At 69.9% G+C, this 20,256-nt stretch carries 22 protein-coding genes; 11 read left to right on the forward strand and 11 right to left on the reverse strand.

The genetic code is table 11. From position 1 onward, the window contains the following. The first annotated feature begins 57 nt into the window (after positions 1–57). Both SNAS_RS02040 and SNAS_RS02045 read left to right on the forward strand, forming a co-directional pair. Positions 58–378, forward strand: a complete 321-nt coding sequence (locus SNAS_RS02040; RefSeq protein WP_083786993.1) for a WXG100 family type VII secretion target — start codon at positions 58–60, stop codon at positions 376–378. 26 nt (positions 379–404) lie between these two features. Beyond that, complete coding sequence (locus SNAS_RS02045; RefSeq protein WP_013015696.1) at positions 405–686, forward strand: WXG100 family type VII secretion target; 282 nt, start codon at positions 405–407, stop codon at positions 684–686. A gap of 6 nt (positions 687–692) precedes the next feature. On the opposite strand, the gene SNAS_RS02050 is transcribed toward SNAS_RS02045, so the two are convergent. The 4 genes from SNAS_RS02050 to SNAS_RS32245 all read right to left on the reverse strand — a co-directional run bounded on the left by SNAS_RS02050 (position 693) and on the right by SNAS_RS32245 (position 4,928). Then, positions 693–1,349 carry a hypothetical protein gene (locus tag SNAS_RS02050; RefSeq protein ID WP_013015697.1) on the reverse strand — a complete coding sequence of 219 codons (657 nt, stop codon included), beginning with the start codon at positions 1,347–1,349 and terminating at the stop codon, positions 693–695. Continuing rightward, positions 1,346–1,933 (reverse strand): TetR/AcrR family transcriptional regulator, encoded by a 588-nt coding sequence (locus tag SNAS_RS02055; protein WP_013015698.1) that lies wholly within the window; start codon positions 1,931–1,933, stop codon positions 1,346–1,348. Before SNAS_RS02055 ends, SNAS_RS02050 begins: the two co-directional genes overlap by 4 nt. 56 nt (positions 1,934–1,989) lie before the next feature. Continuing rightward, on the reverse strand, positions 1,990–3,156 hold the full coding sequence (gene mycP, locus SNAS_RS02060) for a type VII secretion-associated serine protease mycosin (protein WP_169313840.1): 1,167 nt from the start codon (positions 3,154–3,156) through the stop codon (positions 1,990–1,992). Positions 3,157–3,290: 134 nt separating this feature from the next. Beyond that, the gene (locus SNAS_RS32245; protein ID WP_013015700.1) at positions 3,291–4,928 is read right to left on the reverse strand and encodes an alpha/beta hydrolase; all 1,638 of its coding nucleotides are present in this window, start codon (positions 4,926–4,928) and stop codon (positions 3,291–3,293) included. 224 nt (positions 4,929–5,152) lie between these two features. Here SNAS_RS32245 and SNAS_RS02070 point away from each other — a divergent pair, with 224 nt between their 5' ends. Beyond that, positions 5,153–6,229, forward strand: coding sequence for a LacI family DNA-binding transcriptional regulator (locus tag SNAS_RS02070; protein ID WP_013015701.1), 1,077 nt, complete (start codon positions 5,153–5,155; stop codon positions 6,227–6,229). Here the strand turns inward: SNAS_RS02070 and SNAS_RS34920 are convergent. Continuing rightward, positions 6,158–6,430 (reverse strand): hypothetical protein, encoded by a 273-nt coding sequence (locus SNAS_RS34920; RefSeq protein WP_013015702.1) that lies wholly within the window; start codon positions 6,428–6,430, stop codon positions 6,158–6,160. The genes SNAS_RS02070 and SNAS_RS34920 overlap by 72 nt on opposite strands. A gap of 226 nt (positions 6,431–6,656) precedes the next feature. On the opposite strand from SNAS_RS34920, the gene SNAS_RS02075 reads away from it, so the two are divergent. Both SNAS_RS02075 and SNAS_RS02080 read left to right on the forward strand, forming a co-directional pair. Then, positions 6,657–7,496, forward strand: a complete 840-nt coding sequence (locus tag SNAS_RS02075; RefSeq protein ID WP_013015704.1) for an ArsR/SmtB family transcription factor — start codon at positions 6,657–6,659, stop codon at positions 7,494–7,496. Positions 7,497–7,581: 85 nt separating this feature from the next. After that, the gene (locus tag SNAS_RS02080) at positions 7,582–8,922 is read left to right on the forward strand and encodes a M1 family metallopeptidase (protein WP_013015705.1); all 1,341 of its coding nucleotides are present in this window, start codon (positions 7,582–7,584) and stop codon (positions 8,920–8,922) included. A gap of 47 nt (positions 8,923–8,969) precedes the next feature. On the opposite strand, the gene SNAS_RS36090 is transcribed toward SNAS_RS02080, so the two are convergent. Further along, positions 8,970–9,296, reverse strand: coding sequence for a helix-turn-helix domain-containing protein (locus tag SNAS_RS36090; RefSeq protein WP_211207307.1), 327 nt, complete (start codon positions 9,294–9,296; stop codon positions 8,970–8,972). A 233-nt stretch (positions 9,297–9,529) separates the two neighbouring features. Here SNAS_RS36090 and SNAS_RS36095 point away from each other — a divergent pair, with 233 nt between their 5' ends. After that, positions 9,530–11,254, forward strand: a complete 1,725-nt coding sequence (locus SNAS_RS36095; protein ID WP_013015707.1) for an ABC transporter ATP-binding protein — start codon at positions 9,530–9,532, stop codon at positions 11,252–11,254. Then, positions 11,251–12,996 (forward strand): ABC transporter ATP-binding protein, encoded by a 1,746-nt coding sequence (locus tag SNAS_RS02095; protein WP_013015708.1) that lies wholly within the window; start codon positions 11,251–11,253, stop codon positions 12,994–12,996. Before SNAS_RS36095 ends, SNAS_RS02095 begins: the two co-directional genes overlap by 4 nt. On the opposite strand, the gene SNAS_RS02100 is transcribed toward SNAS_RS02095, so the two are convergent. Continuing rightward, positions 12,993–13,835: an MBL fold metallo-hydrolase gene (locus SNAS_RS02100; RefSeq protein ID WP_013015709.1), complete on the reverse strand. Its 843-nt coding sequence runs from the start codon at positions 13,833–13,835 to the stop codon at positions 12,993–12,995. The genes SNAS_RS02095 and SNAS_RS02100 overlap by 4 nt on opposite strands. Before the next feature lie 125 nt (positions 13,836–13,960). Beyond that, entirely contained in the window at positions 13,961–14,590 is a 630-nt protein-coding gene (locus SNAS_RS02105) for an NAD(P)H-dependent oxidoreductase (protein ID WP_013015710.1), read from the reverse strand. An 81-nt stretch (positions 14,591–14,671) separates the two neighbouring features. Here SNAS_RS02105 and SNAS_RS02110 point away from each other — a divergent pair, with 81 nt between their 5' ends. Next, positions 14,672–15,604, forward strand: a complete 933-nt coding sequence (locus SNAS_RS02110) for an AraC family transcriptional regulator (protein WP_013015711.1) — start codon at positions 14,672–14,674, stop codon at positions 15,602–15,604. A gap of 10 nt (positions 15,605–15,614) precedes the next feature. Here the strand turns inward: SNAS_RS02110 and SNAS_RS02115 are convergent, their stop codons facing one another. Further along, positions 15,615–16,007: a hypothetical protein gene (locus SNAS_RS02115; RefSeq protein WP_013015712.1), complete on the reverse strand. Its 393-nt coding sequence runs from the start codon at positions 16,005–16,007 to the stop codon at positions 15,615–15,617. Between the two features lie 106 nt (positions 16,008–16,113). On the opposite strand from SNAS_RS02115, the gene SNAS_RS02120 reads away from it, so the two are divergent. From SNAS_RS02120 to SNAS_RS35590, 3 genes are all read left to right on the forward strand, one after another. Further along, complete coding sequence (locus tag SNAS_RS02120; RefSeq protein ID WP_013015713.1) at positions 16,114–16,887, forward strand: S1 family peptidase; 774 nt, start codon at positions 16,114–16,116, stop codon at positions 16,885–16,887. Between the two features lie 118 nt (positions 16,888–17,005). After that, entirely contained in the window at positions 17,006–17,971 is a 966-nt protein-coding gene (locus SNAS_RS02125) for an ADP-ribosylglycohydrolase family protein (protein WP_013015714.1), read from the forward strand. 274 nt (positions 17,972–18,245) lie between these two features. Beyond that, the gene (locus SNAS_RS35590; protein WP_169313841.1) at positions 18,246–18,401 is read left to right on the forward strand and encodes a hypothetical protein; all 156 of its coding nucleotides are present in this window, start codon (positions 18,246–18,248) and stop codon (positions 18,399–18,401) included. 51 nt (positions 18,402–18,452) lie between these two features. Here SNAS_RS35590 and SNAS_RS02130 read toward each other — a convergent pair whose 3' ends face one another. Beyond that, the gene (locus SNAS_RS02130) at positions 18,453–19,301 is read right to left on the reverse strand and encodes an alpha/beta fold hydrolase (protein ID WP_013015716.1); all 849 of its coding nucleotides are present in this window, start codon (positions 19,299–19,301) and stop codon (positions 18,453–18,455) included. Between the two features lie 69 nt (positions 19,302–19,370). After that, positions 19,371–20,210 carry an alpha/beta fold hydrolase gene (locus SNAS_RS02135; RefSeq protein WP_041624497.1) on the reverse strand — a complete coding sequence of 280 codons (840 nt, stop codon included), beginning with the start codon at positions 20,208–20,210 and terminating at the stop codon, positions 19,371–19,373. Positions 20,211–20,256: the final 46 nt, after the last annotated feature.

The following is a 20,256-nucleotide window of genomic DNA, read 5'->3' on the forward strand; positions in this document are numbered from 1 at the left end:
AGTTTGTTGGCACACCAGTGCCCCTGTCCACCACGCCTCAACGAGAAAGGCCGACATATGAACTCTCCGCTTCATGTCGATCAATCATCGCTGTCAAAAGGCTCCAGCGATATGCGCGACGCCATCGAGCAGGCGCGCGCTCAGCTCAGCAAGATCCGCGGCGAGGTCGCGGCGTCCTCCGCCTTCTGGTCGGGTTCGGCGGCCAGCTCCTTCGGGACGCTGATGGCCGACTACGACACCAAGGCCGGGAAGCTGCAGACGGTGCTCGACAACATCGCCGACCTGGTCGACAAGTCGTCGGCCAACCACGCCAGCAACGAAGAACAGCAGGGCCGCAACATGAACAACCTCATGGGCGTCCTGTCCGGAAGCGCGTGACTCACGCCCATAGTGGAAGGTTAGAAATGGACGTTATCAAGGTCTCGCCGGCGGAGCTGGAAGGCTTCTCCGGGAAACTGCAAAGCTCGGCTTCGGAACTGGACAGCATCCTGGAGGGCCTGCGCGCCAAGCTCGACAGCATGCAGTGGGCCGGTGGCGACAAGGAGGCCTACGAGGCCCAGCGCACCCAGTGGAACACCGCGGTCAGTGACCTCAACATGCTGCTCAACCAGATCGGCCGCACCGTCGGTACGGCCAAACAGGACTATGTGAGCACCGAAGGTCTCAACGCCAGGATGTTCGCCTAGCAGCCTTCAGTTGGTGGCGGGCGGTTCCCCTTCGCGGGAGCCGCCCGATTCCATGCCCGCGACGGGGCGGTACGGCTCCTCGCGGACGGCGCCCAGCACGAGCTTGGCGACGAGGATCGCGGGCAGCCAGCCGAAGCCGTCCGGATGTGGCATCACCGAGGCCACCACCGGCACCAGCGCCACGGCCGTCATCGCCGCCGGGCGCCGAAGGTGAAGCGGCACAAGGGGAATGACGATCACCCCGGCCAGTGTGACCGCGTACCACAGCACACCCCACCACAGCCCCACGCCGGGGAACAGCGCCGCGATGACGATGGGCTGCACGTGGATCGCGGCGAACAGGACGTGGTTGCGCACCAGGCTGGCGGCGCGGCGGGGGACGGCGACGCGCTCGGCGTGCTGGAAGCGTTTGGCGGAGTTGAGGGCGTTGGTGACCACGCCGCCGACCAGGTCGAAGACGAGGATCGCCGCCAGCGCGTACTGCCACCACGACCAGTCCAGGTTCCCGGTCAGCGCGGCGTAGGCGGCCAGGACCGCGATACCGGCCAGGCCGGTGACGGTGGGGAGCGTCTTCTCCCACCGGGTCGCGCCGTCGCCGAAGATCGCGTCGAGGCCGGTGGCGGGGAGGCGCCAGTCGACGGTGGCACAGTCTCGTGGGTTCATGTCGGGCCGTCCGTTTCCATGGCGCGCCACAGGGTTCGCGTGGTCGCGTCGATGTCGTCGAGGGGGAGTTCGGGGTCCAGCAGCAGTTGCAGTGCCAGGCTGTCGATCGTGGCGACGAGCAGGGCGGCGGCCCCGCGCGTCCGGGCCGGTGACCAGGACGGGTGTCGGGTGTGGAGCCACTGTTCCACCCGGGAGCGGCCGTCGGCGAACTCCTCGCGCACCAGGGCGCCGATGGCGGGATCGTCGAAGCTGGCGCTGATCAGGGCGGTGGTGACCCGGCCCGCGTGCCGGTCGTCGCGTGCCGCGCGCAGCATGCGTTTCAGTGTCGCGGGGAACGCGTCCGGTTCGACCGACAGGAGTTCGTCGAACAGCGCGGTGATCGACTGCCGGGCGGCCTGGGCCGCGACGGCGAGCCGCAGGCCGTCGGATCCCTTGAAGTAGTAGTGCACCAGGCCGGGGTTGGCCTCGGCGCGGGCGGCGACGGCGCGGTGGGTGAGGCCCTCCCAGCCGGATTCGGACAGGATCTCGACACCGGCGGCCACCAGTTCGGCCTGCCGTCGCCGTCCTCGTGAGGCTTGCGGCACGAGCGCTCCTTTAGTCGTATGCCTAACTTAGGCATACGACTAAGATAGCCGACGATCTAGGGGCAGCGCCAGCGGCGGTTGCGGCCGCGCGGCACGATCACCTTCGCGGCCAGGAAGACCAGCACCAGGGCGGCGGCGCAGGCGGTGAACAGCAACGCCCGCTTCCGGGTCACGGCGCCCGGATCGCTGGCCTGCTGCGGCGCGTCCGGGGTGATGGCCTCGCGCTTCTCGGCGGCGGTGAGCACGGTGGTCAGGGCGCGGTACGGGTTGAGTTCGCCGTACCCGACCAGCTGGTTGCGTCCGCCCGGCGGATGGTCGGCGGTGACCAGCATCCGTGCGGCGGTCTCCTCCGGGGAGTCCTTGGGGTAGTAGGACTTCAGCAGCGCGGCCGTCGCCGACACGTACGGGGCGGCGAAGCTGGTGCCGCCCTTCTCGCGACGGCCGTAGCCACCGCCCGACGGGGCGGGGCCGTCGATCTGCTCGCCCGGCGCGGCGATGTCCACATAGTCACCGATGCTGGACGACTCGACGTGCTCGCCGTTGGGGCGCAGCCCCGCCACCGCGATCACGGTGTCGTAGGCCGCCGGATAGGACTTGCGGCCCTCGGCACCGGAGTTACCGGCGGCGGCCACCACCACGACGTCCTTCCTGTGCGCGTACTCGATGGCCTCCTGCAACGCCGTGGTGTGCACCGAGGTCAGCGACAGGTTGATGACGTCGGCTCCCTTGTCGACGGCGTCGCGGATCGCGTCAACCACCGGCACCACCGCGTCACGGCTGGTGGCGCTCTCCACGGTGTCGATGACCCGGTACGACAGGATCGACGCGTCCGGCGCCAGGCCGTGGAACGGCGAGTCGGAGGTGTCGGCCCCGGCGATGATCCCGGCGACCAGCGTGCCGTGCGAGGCCATGTCGCAGCGGGCGCCGAGCTTGTCCTCGGTGTAGTCGACGGCCTTCACGCGTCCCTTGAGGATCGGGTGCTCGCCGACCCCGGAGTCGATGACGGCGACCTTCATGTCCTCGCCACGGGTCAACGGCCACATCCGTTCCGGCCGCATCCGCTCCAGCGGCCACGGCGTCTGCGGCATCGGGTCGTCGCGCGACTCGGCCTCGCAGCCCTTGGCGTAGGCGGGCGACGGACACACGACGATCGCGGCCAACGCGAGGCACGCGGCGAAGCCCGACAACAGCCGTCGCGATCGACGAGCCGTCCCGGCCGTCACCGCACGGCGCGCCCCGCTCGACAACAGCCGCCGCAGGGTGCCTCGCCGATGTCCCGCTGGGGGACCGGGACTTCGGCGAGGCGCCGTCACGGCCGGTTGATCGCGCGTCCCAACGCTCGCGCAGACCTCCCTCATCACGGCCGGACGGACTCGGGCCGCAGCACCGACGGGTCCTGCAGCGTGATCGGCAGCTGGTTGGACTGCCCGGTGACGATGTCGGCGATGCCCTCGCGGGCCGGGTTGCCGGGGTTCCAGTAGTCGGAGTGGCCGCCGTCGCCGCCGGGGAAGACCCGGCCGCCGAAGTCGGCGTCCACGGGATCGTTGCCGTGGAACCATTCCGGGACGTGCCGGATGATGTCGTCCGAACCCCGGGTGGCGAAGACGTGGTCGGCGCCGATGCCCTGGAAGTCGCCCGCGCTGTCGACGGTGGCGCCCGGACTGGCGACGAAGACCAGGTTGTCGATCCTCAGGTCGGCCTGACTGGCCGCGTAGCCGACGGTCGAGGAGCCGTAACTGTGGCCCAGCAGGGTGTTCAGCGAGGCCGGCCCCTCATGGGTGGCGCGCAGTCCATGCTGGAACGTCGTCAGATCGCCCGCCGCAGCCCGGTAGGCGTTGTCGTTGGCGGCGCCGAAGACACCGTCGGGGGCGTCGTATCCCAGCCACATCACCGATGCGGTGCTGGATCCGGGCAGGTTGGCCGCCGCGTCGGCCTGCATCCGCAGCGAGTAGTCCATGCTGGTGCCGATGCCCTCCACGTCGGTGGTCATGCCGGGCACGAAGGTGAGGACGTTGTCGGCGGTGTCGGGGTTGCCGACCGACATCACCAGTTTCCCGTCGCTGGCGGAGTCGTAGTCGATGAGGTGCAGCTTCTCGGTGGAGCCCTGCAGGTCGGTGCGGCCCAGTTGGTCCTTGACGCTGTTGAGGTTGTCCCAGCGCTGGTCCAGCTCGCGTACCCGGGAGGCGGCCTCCTGGTACTCCTGCCGCGAGGCCAGGTCGTGCGGGCTGCCGGGGCTGAGTTTCGACAGTTCCTCGCGGGCGGCCGACAGCTGCCCGCCGACACTGTCCATCTCGGAGGTCAGCGCCAGCCGGTTCGCCTGGTCCCGCACCGCGATCGGCACGCCGTCCAGGCCACCGACCGCCTTGGGGTCGGCCGCGATGAGCGCCTCGCGCTGCTGCTGCGACAGGCCGTCCCACCACTCCTTGACCTTCGCCGGATCGGTGCCCTCGGCGGGAACCGTGGCACCGGCGGTGCTCGGGGCCGGGACGGCACCGCCGGTGACGGCCGACAACTGGCCCGCGGCGTTCTGGTCGGCGGTGTTGGCGCGCGTGACCGCGTCGCGGATCCAGCCCGCGACCTTCATCGCGTTCTGTTTGGCGGTGGCGACCGCGGCGGCGGACGGCTGCGGACCCAGCGCCTCCCAGTTGACGTATACGGTGCCGTTGCCGTCGACCCGGCCGGGTATGGACGGGGCCGCCGACACGGCGGATTCCAGCTGCTGCTTGGCGGCGTTCATCTCGCCGACCAGTGTGGACACGATCTGGTCGATCCTGCCGTAGCTGGTCGCGGCGTTGCGATAGCCGGTGACGTGCTCGGTGAGTTTGGTGCCCGCGGCGGTGGCGTCGTCGCCGGACCAGCCTGCCGACAGGCCGCGGCGCAGCCGGTCGGTCTCGGCCCCGAACTGTTCCAGTTCGCGGGCCAGTTTGCGGGCGGCGTCGGCGCCGCTGAGCAGGGACTGAGTGGTGGACTGTTGAAGTTGTGCGAAAGTGACCATGGCTACCGCTTCGGCTCGCGAACGTCGGGGGAAGTCGTGACCCGGCACCGGCCGAGAAGCGTGTGCGGGCCGATCGGCCGGTGACGGGGCAGCACCAGAATACGCAAAACGTTTTGTGATGGCAACCGTGGTTGATCACTTCGGCCGAAGCCGCACAACGTTTTGCGAAAGCGGCCGTTATGGTGGGGGTGCAGCGGCGAACCCATGAGGAAGTGACGGATTTAGTGGCATCTGGTGGACGGGTCGGCATCACCGACGTGGCCAAACGGGCCGGGGTCAGCGTTACCACGGTCTCGCACGTGCTCAGTTCCCGACGGCCGGTCGCCGAGGCGACCCGGCAGAAGGTGCTGCGGGTGATCGAGGAGCTGGACTACCGCCCCAACGAGGTGGCCCGCAGCATGCGGGTCCAGCGCACCTCCACCGTCGGGCTGGTGGTCCCCAACATCTCGCACCCCTTCTACACCGCCGCCGCCCGGGGCCTTGAGGACGCGCTGCGTCCCGAGGGCTACCACTGCATCGTGACCAGCACCGACGCCGACCGCGACGTGGAGCGCGACGCGGTGCGGCAGCTGCTGTCGCGCGTCGACGGCTTCGTCATCTCCGGCGCCGACAAACGCACCGAGGACATCCAGCCGATCCTGGACGCGAAACTGCCGCTGGTGATGCTGGGCGCCGACATCCCCGGGCCCGGTTTCGACGTGGTCACCAACGCCGACTTCGAATCCGGCTCGCTCGCGGCCCAGCACATGCTGGAGCGCGGCCACCGCCGGATCGCGTTCATCACCGCCGAGGACGACTTCGCGGCCGGGGCCCGCCGGGTGGAGGGCTACCGCAGCGCGCTCGACAAGGCGGGGCTGAGCACCGAGGCCAGCCTGGTGATCCGGGCGGCGGCCTCGCTGGAGGGCGGCGCCAAGGCGCTGGCGAACCTGCGCAAGCTCGCCGAACCGCCGGACGCGGTCATCTGCGTCAGCGACGTGATGGCCATCGGCGCGATGTACGCGGCCCGCGAGGCGGGACTGCGGATCCCCGAGGACGTGGCCGTGATGGGCTTCGACGACACCGAGGCCGCGGCCCTGGTGGCGCCGCCGCTGACCACGATGGCCACGGCCTCGCGGGACCACGGCCGCAAGGCGGGCGAGCTGATCCTGCGCCGGATCCAGGACGGCACGGCCGATGTCGAGCCGCAGCGGGTGGTGTTCCCGGCGAAGCTGATCCAGCGCGAGTCGACCTTAGGCCGGTGGCGGGGGTTGCTGCGGGTTCTGCCCGGGCGGGAGCGGCGGTTGCTGGCCCGGCTGGGGTGACTGCGGCTGTTGGCCGTAGCCGTGTGGCGGCGGGGCCGGTCGCATCGGCTGGACGGGATGCCGGGCGCGCAGCTCAGCGGACAGTTTGTTGACCCGCACGCTCAGCAGGATGACTGCGACGACGGCCGCCAGCGACAGCAGCAGCGTGCCGCCGAGCAGGACCGGAATCCACAGCGGGGTGCTGGCTACTTCAGCTGACATGTCCATGGGACCTCGCTGTCTGTCACTTCCGCTTGGCCTTGCTGACGAGCAGGACGATCCCGACGATCACCGCCACCACCACGAGCAGACAAACCCCGCCGATCACCAGTGCCAGGAGTTTTCCCACGATTTCGGTCCTTTCGGTCGAATGTGACGGTCGCTCGTCGCTCCTACGGTAGTCCCCGCATTGACGGATTCGTGACCTGCGCCGGGCATTATTGCCCACATGCTGCGGATACACCTGAGCCCCGAGGACGTGGCGCGGCTGTCCTTCAAGACCGCGCCGCACCTGGAGATCGGTGCCAGTGTGCAGGCGCTGCGGTCCCCGAACGGACGCCCCGGCGTGGAACGCTGGCGCAACCGGACGCTGCCGAGGCTGCCGCGCGCCGCGTGGCCGCTGCTGGAGTTCGTCATGGAGAACGGCCACGCGTCTAGGGAACTGCTCGAGTACTGCGGGATCGAGGAGTACACCGACGTTCCCGACGGGCTGGTCGCGGCGTGCCGGGCCTACGAGGCGGTGTGCATGGCGCCGGTGAAGGACGCGATCCGCGCCTGTGTCGACGCCGAGCTGGTCCGGGTCGGACAGGCGCTGCTGTCGGACGGCGCGGCCACGGCGCTCGACGGCTTGGGCCCGGGTATCTCCTTCGACGGCCGGACCCTCGCGATCGACGCCGACTACGGCACCGACCTCGACGTTCACCTTGGGGGACAAGGACTTCGGCTGATCCCGGCGCTGTTCTGGAACCGGCCCGGGTTCACCGACGAGGGGGTGGACGTCCCGACGCTGGTCTACCCGGTGGCACGTCCGAAATACCCGTATTCGTCCAGTGTGGATGACATGGCACTGGAGAAGCTGCTGGGCCGCAACCGGGCCCGGGTGCTGCGCGCGGCGGCCTCGGGCGGCGGCACCGGCGAGCTGGCCCGGTCGCTGGGCATCAGCGCCGCGTCCGCGTCCGAGCACCTGGGGGTGTTGCGCGACGCGGGTTTCGTTGTCACGCAACGGGACGGCAAGGCGGTGCGGCATCACCTGACGCCGTTGGGCGCGGCGACACTGCGATTCGGCTGACACCGAAAAGATGGCAGAGCCCATCCCGCGACACGACTCTGGGATCAGGCGGCGCCCGCCGCCTGGCACATATCTTGGAGCCCATATGAAAAAGAGATTCCTGCTGCTGGCGGGGGTGCTCGCGGCGTCGGTGGCGGCCGTCGGGCCCGCCCAGGCCGCCGAACCGGACGAACCGGTGACGCCACAGGACGCGAAGTACCTGTTGTCCCTCGACAGCGACGCCACCGGGGCGAACTGGAGCGGAACCCAGACCGTCACCTTCCGCAACAAGTCGGACCGGACGATGGACACCCTGTGGATAAGACTGTGGGGAAACGGTCGCGGCGGTTGTGACGACCGGGCCGTGTCGATCGAGCCCCGGTTCGGCGGCGAACTGGGTGCCGAGACCGTCGACTGCACCGCGGTGCCGATCGAGTTGACCCGACCGGTTCCGGCGGGGAGAACCGGCATGGTGTCCGTCGACGTCGACATCGCCGTCCCCGAGGAGACCTACCGCTTCGGACGGGCCGGGGACTACCGGTTCATCGGCAACGCCATCCCGGTGCTGGCCGTCCACGACGGCACCGGCGAGCTGCCGCCGTTCACGTCCTTCGGCGAGTCCTTCTACACGCTGGAGTCGGATTTCCTTGTGACCCTTGACCACCCGAACGCGGTCAAGGTGCCCGCGACCGGCAGGTCCATCGCCGAGGTGAAGCACGGCAAGAACACCACGACGGTCATCAAGGCCAACAACGTCCGCGACTTCGCCTGGGCGGCGGGGCCGTTCGCGAAGGTCGACACCGTCTCGGCCACCGGCGCCAAGCTGCGCACCTGGTACCCGGGCGACATCGACAAGGCCAAGGCCGAGGAGGTCACCGGCTGGGTGAAGGAGGGAATGGACACCTTCGACGCGGCCTACGGCGAATACCCGTACTCCGAAATGGACACCGTGATCGGCGACTGGGAAGGCTTCGCCGGCATGGAATACCCGGGCTTCATCCTCACCGAGCCCGCCAAGGTTCCGGCGGTCCACGAGGCCGGGCACCAGTGGTTCTACGGCCTGGTCGGCAACGACCAGTACAACGACCCGTGGCTGGACGAATCGGTCACCCAGTACATGACCAACACCATCACCGGAGTGCCCGGATACTGCGCCACCGCGCCGTTCTGGTTCTCCGACGGCATGCGGATCGACGCCGGGATGGACTACTACAACGAACACATCGAGGACGAGTACGCGCCCGCCATCTACGGCGACGGCGCCTGCATGCTGGCCGAACTGGAGACCACGATCGGCAAGCCCGCGATGGACGAGGCGCTGCGCACCGCCGTCGCGGAGTTCTCGGGCGGGGTCATCACCTCCGACGAGCTGCGCGGCATCTTCGCCGAGGTGTCGGGTCAGGATCTGAGCGCGTTCTGGGAACGCTGGCGCAACACCGGCGCCTGAGCCGGTTTGGGGGGACCTCGCCGTCACACGGCCGGGTCCCCCGTCGGCTAGAAGAGGTCTTCGAGACTGATCCAGCCGCGCTGGTGTGCCAGGCCGCCGACCTGGAACCGGCTGTGAACGCCGTAGCGCTCCATCAGGCTGGCGCTCATGCGTCGCACCGTCCGCAGCGAGACCTCCAGTTCCCGGGCGGCGCGCTGGTCGGTGTAGCCGCGGGCCCACAGCCGCAGCAGTTTGCGTTCCCGGGGCGAGGGAGCGGCTGGTTCCCGGCGCGATGTCGCGGCCGGGCGGGTCGGGCCGGTGGTGGGGTGCGGCGCGATCCGGGGTTCGGGTCTGCCGGTCAGGCGGCAGGACTCCGCCAGCTCTCGGACTTCCATGGACTGAAGCATGTCCATCCCTCCAGGGGTCGATGTATCGGTTGAGAATCAATCACCGCCGCGCACATCGAGGCGCATACGCGAAGCACACGGTTGGCGTTGTGATGCCACTTTCCCCGCGCGCGCGTCAAAAGCTTCATGAGTTCGGCACGCCAACTCGTGCGCCGTGCCGACGGTCACTACCGGTGATAAATCGTTCGAGCCGGGTGGCATGCGATTGCTAGCGTGACGACGTGTCCCCCCTGCCCCCGCACGCCGACCCCGGCACGCCCGACGCGCGTAGTCCGGGCCGGTATCTGTGGTGGCTGCTGTGGAAACAGCCGAGCCGGGTGTTCCTGGGCGCCTTCTGGGGAATCGTGTCGTCGGTGGGGATCGCCTCGCTGCCGTTCTTCATGGGCAAGGCCGTCGACGAGGGGCTGCGGGCCCGCGCCCTGGAACCGCTGGCCTGGTGGACGGCCGGGCTGATCCTGGTCGGTGGCGTCAACGCCGCCGCGAACATCCTGCGGCACCGCACCATGACCCACGTGCGCATGGACGCGTCGCTGCGCACGGTCCAGGTCGTCAACCGACACGCCGCCCGGCTGGGTTCGGTGCTGGCGCGGCGGGTGTCGACCGGCGAGATCGTCGCGATCGGCGCCTCGGACGCCAAGCAGGTCTCGCACGCGATGACCTCGGCGGGACCGGGAGTCGGCTCGGTGGTCGCCTGCGTCCTGATCGCGGTCATGGTGCTGTCGATCTCGCCGCTGCTGGGGGCGCTGGTCCTCGTCGGGGTACCGGCGATCGTGCTGTCCATCGGTCCGCTCACCAAACGCTTGCAGCGCACCGAGAGCACCTACCGCGAGCACACCGGTGTCCTCACCGCCCGCGCCGGGGACATCGCGGCCGGGCTGCGGGTGCTGCGCGGTATCGGCGGCGAGTCGCTGTTCGCCAGCCGCTACCGGCGACGCTCGGGGGAGCTGCTGTCGGAGGGCTACCGGGTCGGCGCGGTGGCCAGCTGGATCCACGCGCTGGGCAGCGGGCTGCCCGGCCTGTTCCTGGCGCTGGTGACATGGCTGGCGGCCCGGCTGGTGGCGGCGGGACAGATCAGCTTCGGCGACATGGTCGCGGTGTACGGCTACGCGGCGGCGCTGGTGCTGCCGGTGGCGTTCTTCATCGAGGCGATCTTCGACATCACCCGGGGCCGGGTCGCGGCCCGGCGGATCATCGGCGTCCTCAACCTCGAACCGGCCGTCACCGATCCGGCCGAGGCGGTCGCCGGACCCGTCGGTCCCGCCGAGCTGTACGACCCCGAGTCGGGGCTGCGAGTGCCCGCGCGGCGGCTGGCGGCGGTGGCCACGGCCGACGCCGAGTCGGCGGCGCTGATCGTCGAGCGGATCGCCCGCTACACGGACTCCGACGCCGCCTACGGCGGGGTGCCGCTGTCCGACATGGCGCTGGCCGAGGTGCGGCGGCGGATCCTGTTGTCGGGCAACGACTCCCACCTGTTCGCGGGCACGCTGCGCGACATGGTCTCGCCGTCGGGCGACATCGACGACGCGACGATTGGTACGGCGGTGCGGCAGGCGGCGGCCACCGACATCGTCGAGGCGCTGCCGGACGGGCTCGACACCGAGATCGACGCCCAGGCCCGCACCCTGTCGGGCGGCCAGCGGCAGCGGGTGCGGCTGGTGCGGGCGCTGTTGGCCGAGCCCGAGGTGCTGATCCTGCCGGAACCGACCTCGGCTGTGGACGCGCACAGCGAGGCGGCGATCGCCGAGGGGCTGCGGGAACACCGCCGCGACCGGACCACCCTGGTGCTGTCGACCTCGCCGCTGGTGCTGGACCGCTGCGACGAGGTCGCGTTCGTCGAGGACGGCAAGGTCACCGCCACCGGCACCCACGCGCGACTGCTCAACACCGAACCGGGTTACCGCGCGCTGGTGCTGCGCGGCGCCGAGGAGGAGGGCGAGACGCCGTGAACGAGAACCGGCTTCCGTTGGCGGACAAGCGACAGGTGCGCCGGGCCGCGTGGGCCCTGCTGCGCGGCGACGCCAAGGCGCTGACGATGGTGATCGTCCTGTACTGCCTCGCGGCGGTCGCGGGGCTGGCCGCGCCATGGCTGCTGGGCGAGATCGTCGATCGCGTCGACTCCGGCGCCGGTATCGGAACCGTCGACATGCTCGGCCTGGCCATCGCGGGTTTCCTGCTGGCGCAGCTGTTGTTCGACAGGTTCGGGCGCTACCTCGGGTACCGGTACGGGGAGCGGGCATTGGCCCGGATGCGTGAGGACTTCATCGACGACACGCTCCGGCTACCCGTGTCCGTTGTGGAGCGGGCGGGTAGCGGCGACCTGATGACCCGCAGCACCGGCGACGTCAACACGCTGGGAACCATTGTCCGGCAAGCACTCCCCGAGATGGTGATCGCCGCCGCGCACATCGTTTTCATCCTCGGCGCTGTCATCGTCCTCAACCCGCTGTTCAGTCTGTGCGCGCTGCTGATGATCCTGCCGCTGTGGCTGATCATGCGCTGGTACCTGCGCCGGGCCCGCTCCGCCTACCTCGCCGAGGGCGACGCCAACACCGAGATGTCCGAGGTCATGGCCGCCACCGCCGCCGGGGCCAAGACCGTCGAGGCCTTCGGTCTGGCCGACCGCCGCGTCGCCGCCGGGGACGCCACGGTCGCCGAGGGCACCCGCACCCGCCGCAAGACCCTGTGGCTGCGCACCGTCATGTTCCCGGTCGCCGACTTCTCCTACGTGCTGCCGATGGCCGCCGCGCTGTTCTTCGGCGGCCTGCTGTACTTCAACGACGTCGTGAGCCTCGGCGTCGTCATCGCCGCCTCGCTGTACCTGCGGCAGCTCGTCGAACCGCTGGACCAGGCTCTGATGTGGATCGAGCAGTTGCAGCAGGGCGGTGCCTCGTTCGCCCGGGTCCGCGGCGTCGCCGAGGTCGAACCCGACCGCGTCCCCTCCGGCGACGAACCCGTCGGCGACACCATCGAGGTCACCGGCGTCCACTATGCCTACACCTCGGGACGCGATGTCCTGCACGGCATCGACCTGTCGGTGCGGGCCGGGGAACACCTGGCCGTCGTCGGTCCCTCGGGGGCAGGGAAGTCCACGCTCGGACGGCTGCTGGCCGGAGTCGACGCTCCCCGCGTCGGCGCGGTGAAGGTCGGCGGCGTCGCCGTCACCGACCTGGACCAGGCCGAACTGCGCCGCCGCATCGCACTGGTCACACAGGACCATCACGTGTTCATCGGTACCGTGCGCGACAACCTGATCCTCGCCAAACCCACCGCCACCGACGACGAGGTGCTGTCCGCCCTCGGCACCGTCGGCGCCACCTGGCTCGACACCCTCCCCGAGGGCCTCGACACCCAGCTGGGCGCCGGTCACACCGAACTGGACGCCCCGCAGGCCCAGCAGATCGCGCTGGCCCGACTCGTCCTCGCCGACCCGCACACGCTGATCCTGGACGAGGCCACCTCGCTGTTGGACCCGACCGCCGCCCGCGAGGCCGAGCGCGCGCTGGCCGCCGTCCTGCACGGCCGCACCGTCATCGCGATCGCGCACCGGCTGCACGCCGCCCACGACGCCGACCGGGTGGCCATCGTGGACGGCGGACGCATCACCGAACTGGGCAGCCACGACGAACTCGTCGCCGCCGGTGGCTCCTACGCCGCGCTGTGGCGCTCCTGGCACGGCGAGACGGACTAGATCGCCTCCGGTCGGCCGCCGCGCTCGTTCCTCCGGGCGAGGTTTCGCAGTTGTCCTTCGTGGATGTCGCTGATCCATTCCCAGCCGGGCTCGGCCGATGAACCGACGCGCGGATCGTCGAAAGCCTCGCCGTCCCGCAAGGCGAGCACATACGCCCGGTCCAGTGCGATCCGCGCGGTCACCTCGCCGGCCGTGCCGACGGACCCGTGGCCGGGGACGACGACATCGACATCCTTCGCCACGTCGTCCAGCAGCCGCAACCCGGCCAGGTACTCCTCGACCGGATCGTTGGTGTCGCCGAAGTCGTCGAGCATCGGAACGAAGAGATCCGACAGCATGTCACCGGCGACGAGAACGCCGCGTTCCTCGATGAACAGGGCCGCGTGGCCCGGCGCGTGCGCGGGGTGCTCGATGATCCGGACCGCCGGGCCATCCCAGGGAATCCGCGTGGCTCCGGCGGGAAGACCGGAGATGCGGCCGAACCGGTCCAGTGGCGGGTCGTCGGCGATCTCCGGCGGAAACCCGGCGGCCACGTGGGATTTCCAGTCCGGTTTCGACAGCACCTCTCGCATGAAGGCCGCGCACCGGGCCGTGCCGTAACGCGGCGCCCCGCCGAGTTCGGGGTGCCACAGCACGTGATCCCAGTCGGGATGCGTCGCGAAACCCGCCACCACGGGCTGGCCCACCTGGCGGAGGTCGTTCGCCAGGCAGGCCATCTCGGAGTTTCGGATTCCCGGATCGATGAGCAGCACGCCGGTGCCGCCCCGCACGACGACGGTGTTGTTCCGCAGCAGTTCGCTCTGGTGGACGAGCACACCCGGCGCGACCTCGGTCAGCATTGGTGGCTCCTTCCGCTCGTGGTTCGCGTCATGGGTCGAGTCTGGACGCGTCGCGGCGGTCCGGCATCCGTGCCAGTACGGAACCGGCACGGAAAAACCCGTGACGAGGACGACGGCGGCTGTCGCTACCCGGCCAGCAGCTTGGCCACCGACTCGTCGACCCGCTCGAAGAACCGCTGGAAATGCCGCTCCCGCGTGTTCCCGGTCAGGCCGGTGCCCTCGCTGTGGAACAGCGCGAGCGTGTGGACGTCGGTCACGTCGCAGTACTCCGACAGGCCGCGCCGCAGGGTGTTGTCCAGCAGGAAACGCACCAGATCCGCGTTCGGGTCGTGGTCGGGGATGCCCGCCAGCCCGATCCACAGCATCCGCTTGCCCGCCATGGGTTCCGGCTTGACGCCGTAGGTCAGGCCGTGGTTCCACACCCGGTCCAGCCAGCCCTTCATCACCGCCGGAAGCCCGAACCACCACACGGGGAACACCGGCACCACGACGTCGGCGGCGTGCAGTCGATCGGCGAGGGCGTGCACCTCGGCCGAGTAGACCGGCTTCGGATTGTCGTACTGCGGCTCGTCGGCGACCTGGTTGCGCGGCTCGAATCCCTCCTGCTGCAACTGAAGCAGGTCGATGCGGTAGCCCGCCTGCCGCAGCCGCTCGGCGGCCCGTGCCGCGATGGCCGCGGTCAGCGAATCGGAGCGGTGGTGCCCGACGACGACGAGCGCGACCGGGGCGGTTTCGTGAGGTGTCTGTTGACTCATGCCGCAAGTAAAACCGGCAGTCCGTGGACGCACCATGGTTGAAACCCGGTCGTTCCTTTGCGATCGTCTACGCTTGCGGCCATGGACCCATTGAGCGACATGCTGGGCGGCATCCGCGCCGAGGGAGCCTGCGTCAACCAGGTATCGCTGGAGCCGCCGTGGGCGATCCGCTTCGCCGAGGGCGGGGCACTGACCCTGCTCACCGCGGTGCGGGGCGAGGGCGTGCTGGTCTTGGCCGACGGCACCGAGCACAAACTCAACGAGGGCAGCACGGCCCTGGTGCGCGGCGACGAACCGTTCCACCTGGCCGATTCGGCCGCCGCGATGGACGGACCGATCAAGGTGTTGTCCGGCAACGGCTACGAGACCGTCTGTGAACTGAGCCTTGACGAGTCCGACGCCACCACGGCCGTCATCGTCGGCACCTACCGCACCACCTGCACCCGGCAGGAGCGACTGCTGCGCACGCTGCCGTCCGCGCTGGTGGTCGACGAGGACACCACGGACGCGACGAAGCCGGAGGTCGCGACCCTGGGCGGCTGGCTGGACGCCGTCACCGACGCGCTGCGCCGCCGCCGTGGCCCCGGCGGCCAGGCTCTCATCGACCGGCTGCTGGACTGGGGCCTGGTGTGCACGCTCGCCTGCTGGTTCGAGCACCAGGGCGCCGACGCCCCCGCCTGGTACCGGGGCGCGCAGGACCCGGTGGCCGGGCCCGCGCTGGAGGCCATCCACAACCGGCCGCAACACCTGTGGACGGTCGGCGCGCTCGCCGCCGAGGCCAAGGTGTCCCGCGCCCATCTCGCCAAGCGCTTCGCCGAGGTCATGGGACAGCCGCCGCTGAAGTACCTCACCGAGTGGCGCATGTACACCGCCGAGGACCTGCTGTCCGATTCGGACATGAGCGTGGCCGAGGTGGCGCGCGCCGTCGGCTACGCCGATCCGTTCGCGTTCAGCACCGCCTTCAAACGGCACCGGGGAACCAGCCCGCGCCAGTACCGTTCCGCGGTGGTCTGAGGGATCCGGCTCAGCCGAGCAGCTTCTCCAGTTCGGACAGTTCGCGGGACGAGTCCTCATGCGACGCTCCCGCCACCGAGACCGCGTCCTCGCCGCGTCGCACGGTGACACTGCCGACGCCGGTGCGGTTGACGAAGGCCACCAACAGTTCGAACAGGTTCTTGACCGCCGGGTCCGACAGCGCTCCGGTGGCGGCGATGACGCCCTGGTGCGACGCGGAGCCCGACCGCAGCGGGGGCAGCAGCGGGTCATCGTCGGGCGACACCGGCATCGAGGCGAACACCGGCTCCAGCGACAGTGGTCCCAGCGCCCGCAGGTCGATGCGCAGTTGCCGGGTCAGCACCTCGGTGGACACCTCGTCGTGAGCCGTCACTTCCACTGTGAACCGAGTTGAGGGGTTCATGGACGTATTGTCACACTTCACGACGCGTTCGGGCGGTTTGGCATACCTGGAAATCCACGTATTATTCACTGGCTAAATAACCACCCCTCGATATCTACGGAGCCCAATGTTTCGCTCTAAGCTGCGAAAACTCCTGCCCATAGCCGTGTTCGTCGCCCTGGCGATCCCCGCCGCGTTCGTCACTCTCCCGGCACTGGCCGATGACACCGGCAAGTCCTCCGACGACTCCCGGATCGTCGGTGGCGGGACCGTGCCCGCGAGCACGAAGACGCCCTGGATCGTCGCCCTCCACAACAACGGCGACTTCCGCTGCACCTCGACCCAGATCAGCCGCAACTGGATCCTGACCGCCGCCCACTGCGTCACCACCGGCGGCAAGTACAAGGCGCGCATCGGTGCCAAGACCCGCTCCTCGGGCGGCAAGGTCATCGACATCTCGACCATCAAGATCCACCCGAAGTACCAGCAGGGCAACCTGTACGACATCGCGGTGATCAAGCTGAAGACGCCCCACACCAACACCTACCCGAAGCTGGCCTTCAGCAAGTCGCACCTGAAGCTGGGCCAGGCTTCCACCATCTACGGCTGGGGCGCCACCAAGGCCGACTGGACCGGCCCGCTGCCGGAGAAACTCAAGTACTCCAAGGGAAAGACCACCAAGAAGTACTGCGAGATGCCCGAGGACGTGTGCGTCATCGGTGACGGCGCGGTCGCGGGCGGCGACTCGGGTGGACCGGTGTTCATCAAGAGCGCCTCCACCGGCAAGACCATGCTCGCGGGTGCCTGCGAAGCCGGGCACAACCCGGCCAACTGGAAGTGGGGCGGCTACGCCTCCACCGTGTTCCACCAGAAGTGGATCAAGGGCACCACGGACCTCTAGGTCCTCGTTTCGCCGTCGGGGACATGTCGGAAGTTGAGACATGTCCCCGACATCGTCGCTTTCATGGACCGGTTATGGTTGGCGCGTCCGCGAACCCGGCTCAGGGGAGTAGACCGCAATGGAATCGCAGCGTCTCAGTGTCGACACCGCGACCCGGGACCGGCGCGCCGCCGCCAGCCTCGTGGGCCTCAGCGCCGGGGACGCCTACGGAAACCAGTTCTTCGACCTCGACGCCTGGCGCCAGATCCCCTGCCCCGGAAGGCTTCGGCAGACCCCGGTCTACGAACCCGGCCACGTCGAGTCGTTCCTCAAGGCCAAGCTGCTTCCCGGTGGCCAGTGGCCCTGGACCGACGACAGCGAGATGGCCTTCGGCATCGTCGCCGAACTGCGCCGCAACGGCGAGATCGACCCGGACGTCCTCGCCGCGACCTGGGCCTCGCACTACCAACTGCCCCGCGACTACGGCCTGAGCGCGCTGCGCATTCTCGACGGCGTCAGCGAAGGCGGCGACTGGCGGCCGCTGTCGCGCAGCGCCTTCGACGGCGCCGGCTCGCTGGGCAACGGCTCGGCGATGCGCATCGCCCCACTGGGAGCCTGGTTCGCCGACGACCTCGACGCGGTCGTGACCCAGGCCCGGCTCGCCTCCGAGATCACCCACTCCCATGTGGACGGCATCGCGGGCGGCATCGCCACCGCGATGGCCGCCGCCCTGTCCGTGCGCGGCAGCTCCGATCCCGGCGAGTTCCTGGAAGCCATCCTCGACGTCACCCCCGACGGCGAAGTCCGCCACGGCATCGAGGAAGCCGCGGCCCACCCGGCCGGAACCGACCCGGCCGAGGTCGCCGCCCACGTGGGCAACGGCCGCTACATCCTCGCCACCGACACGGTTCCGCTGTGCCTGTGGGTCGCCGCGCACCACCTCGGCGACTACCCGACGGCTGTACGCACCGTCGTCTCGCTCGGCGGCGACATCGACACCAACGCCGCGATCGTCGGCGGCATCGTCGCCGCCGGAGACCTGCGCGAACCGGTCCCCGGCGAGTGGCTGGCGGCCCGCGAACCCTACCCGCACTGGTTCGCCTAGCTCCAGCGCGACCGCGTCCACACCCTCAGCGGGACAACAGATCCAGGGCGTGGCGCAACGCCTGATGCGACGTGTCGGCGTCGTCGAGGAAGCCGCCCATCAGCCCACCATCGTGGAGCAGCACCAACATCCCGGCCAGCTGTTCGGGTTCGGGCTGCCCAGTCGAAGTGTCGGTAGAACGTCGCTCGCGGAACCTGGGCTTCGGTCAGGATCCGTTCCCCCCCCAACGCTTCGGATCCCTTCCTGATAGAAGATCCGCGACGCGGCGGTGATGATGCGTTCACGCGGGGGCACGGTCGCGTTCTGCGCTGCTCGGGAAGCCTATGAGCGGTACGCGATTCCGGCGACCGGCCGTCCGCTCTTCCAGGCCGCCCTGCCCAACCTCACCCCACGGGCCGCCAGCAGCGTGGACTTCGGCAACCGGGGCTAGCGGCCCCGTTTCACGTGCGGGGCCCGGGATTGGCGGGCCCCGCAACGGAACTCAGGTTCCCGAGGTGTGGCGCAGCAGGGCCTCGACGACGGTCGGCCAGGCCGCGCGGGGCACGCCCTGGCCGACGCCGGGCAGGGTGAGCAGCGAGGCGTCCGGGATCTCGGCGGCCAGCGCCACCCCGTTTCCGTGCGGGAAGAACGGATCCTCGTCCCCGTGCACCACCAGGGTCGGGGCCTTGATCTCGCCGAGCCGTTCGCGCCACCGCGGTTTGCTGTCGATGGCCGCGAACATGATGCCGAGGTGGCTGGCGCGTTGGGCCTTGTCCGTCGGCTCCGCGCGGTCGAAGATCGCCGCGGCGGTCGCCCGCGCGTCCTGTTCGTCGAAACCCCTTGTGCCGGAAAGGATCCGCGCGGAACCGGTCATGTAGTCGACCACGCTGTCGCGGTCGGTCCAATCCGGCTTCGCGCGGCCGAACAGTCGCTGCATCATCTGCGGCGAGTGGTCGGGCAGGTCGGGGTCGACGGGCCCGGGCGCGACCGGGCGGGTGGAGATCAGCGTCAGGGACGCGACCCGGTCGGGGTGGTCGAGCGCGAGCAGTTGCGCGATGAAGCCGCCGACGCCCATCCCGACCACATGGGCGGGGCCAAGGTCCAACGCGCGCAACAACTCGGACGCGTCACTCACCAGGTCGCGCAGGTCGTAGCCGGGCGCGTCCGGGTCGGCGAAGGTCGACTGACCGGTGTCGCGCAGGTCGTAGCGCACCACGTACCGCCCGGCCAGCGCCTGGCACAACTCGTCCGGCCAGCTCAGCATGGTGACGCCGATCAGCAGCACCGGCGGATCCTCCGGCGCCCCGAAGGTCTCCACGCACAGCTCGACCCCGTTGGCCTTGATTCGCATTCCTTGCTCCTTTCGGTTCAAGTACTTGAACGCATCAGCGCGCCGAAAATCATCGCGGCAGGGGCGGCGTCACGCCGTGAAGAAGTCGCCGAGGGCCCGGGCGATCGGAACGGGGGCGTTCTCGGTCGGGATGTGGTCCGCGTCCGGGATCCGCATGAGCGTGGTCCGCGGCATCTCGCTGGCGAACATCTCGGCGTATGCGACCTTCTCGAAGTCGTCGTCCTCGCCCCAGATCAACAGTTTGGGGACCGTGGACCGTCGCAGCGCGGGTACCAGGTCGAGGGTGTGGCGGCTGTCGGCGGCACCGGCCATGGCCAACCAGGAGCGCTGGACGCGCGCCTCGGTCCACGGCTCCAGATATTCGGCGATCAGCCCTTCGGTGGCGGCGCCCGACAGCGCGGACGCGACGGCCCGGCGGCGGGCGGACAGGAGTTCGGCGGCGGTGGTCGCCGCGACGGTGTCCGGGTCGCGGTAGCGGGCCACGTGGGGCGCTGGCCAGGAGTCGTAGGCGACCGAGTTGACGAGGGCCAGCCGGGAAACGTCCAACAGGTCGTGGACGAGCAGATGCTGCGCGACCGCGCCGCCGATGTCGTGTCCCGCCACGGCGAGCGGACCGGAGATCCGCAGAGCGGACGCGAACCGGACCACCCAGTCGGCGAGGGCCGGGACCGTCGCCGTCTCCAGGGTGAGCTCGCCGCCCGAGCGGCCCAGGCCCGGGAAGTCGACCGCGACGGGGCGCAGTCCCGCCCGCGCGAGTTCGCCGATCACCGGAAGCCACACGCGGCTCCAATACGTGCCGTGCAGCAGCAACACCACCGGGCCGTCCTGGCCCGCGGTCAGGTAGCTGGCGGGCTCGCCGTCGACCAGGACCTCGGCCCGCCACACTTCCGTTTCGGAGAACTCACTCATGGGGCGAGCGTATTCAGGGACCACCGTCTTGCCGGGAGTCCGGAAA

The sequence above is a fragment of the Stackebrandtia nassauensis DSM 44728 genome (assembly GCF_000024545.1).
In the GTDB taxonomy this organism is placed as follows: Bacteria; Actinomycetota; Actinomycetes; order Mycobacteriales; family Micromonosporaceae; genus Stackebrandtia; species Stackebrandtia nassauensis.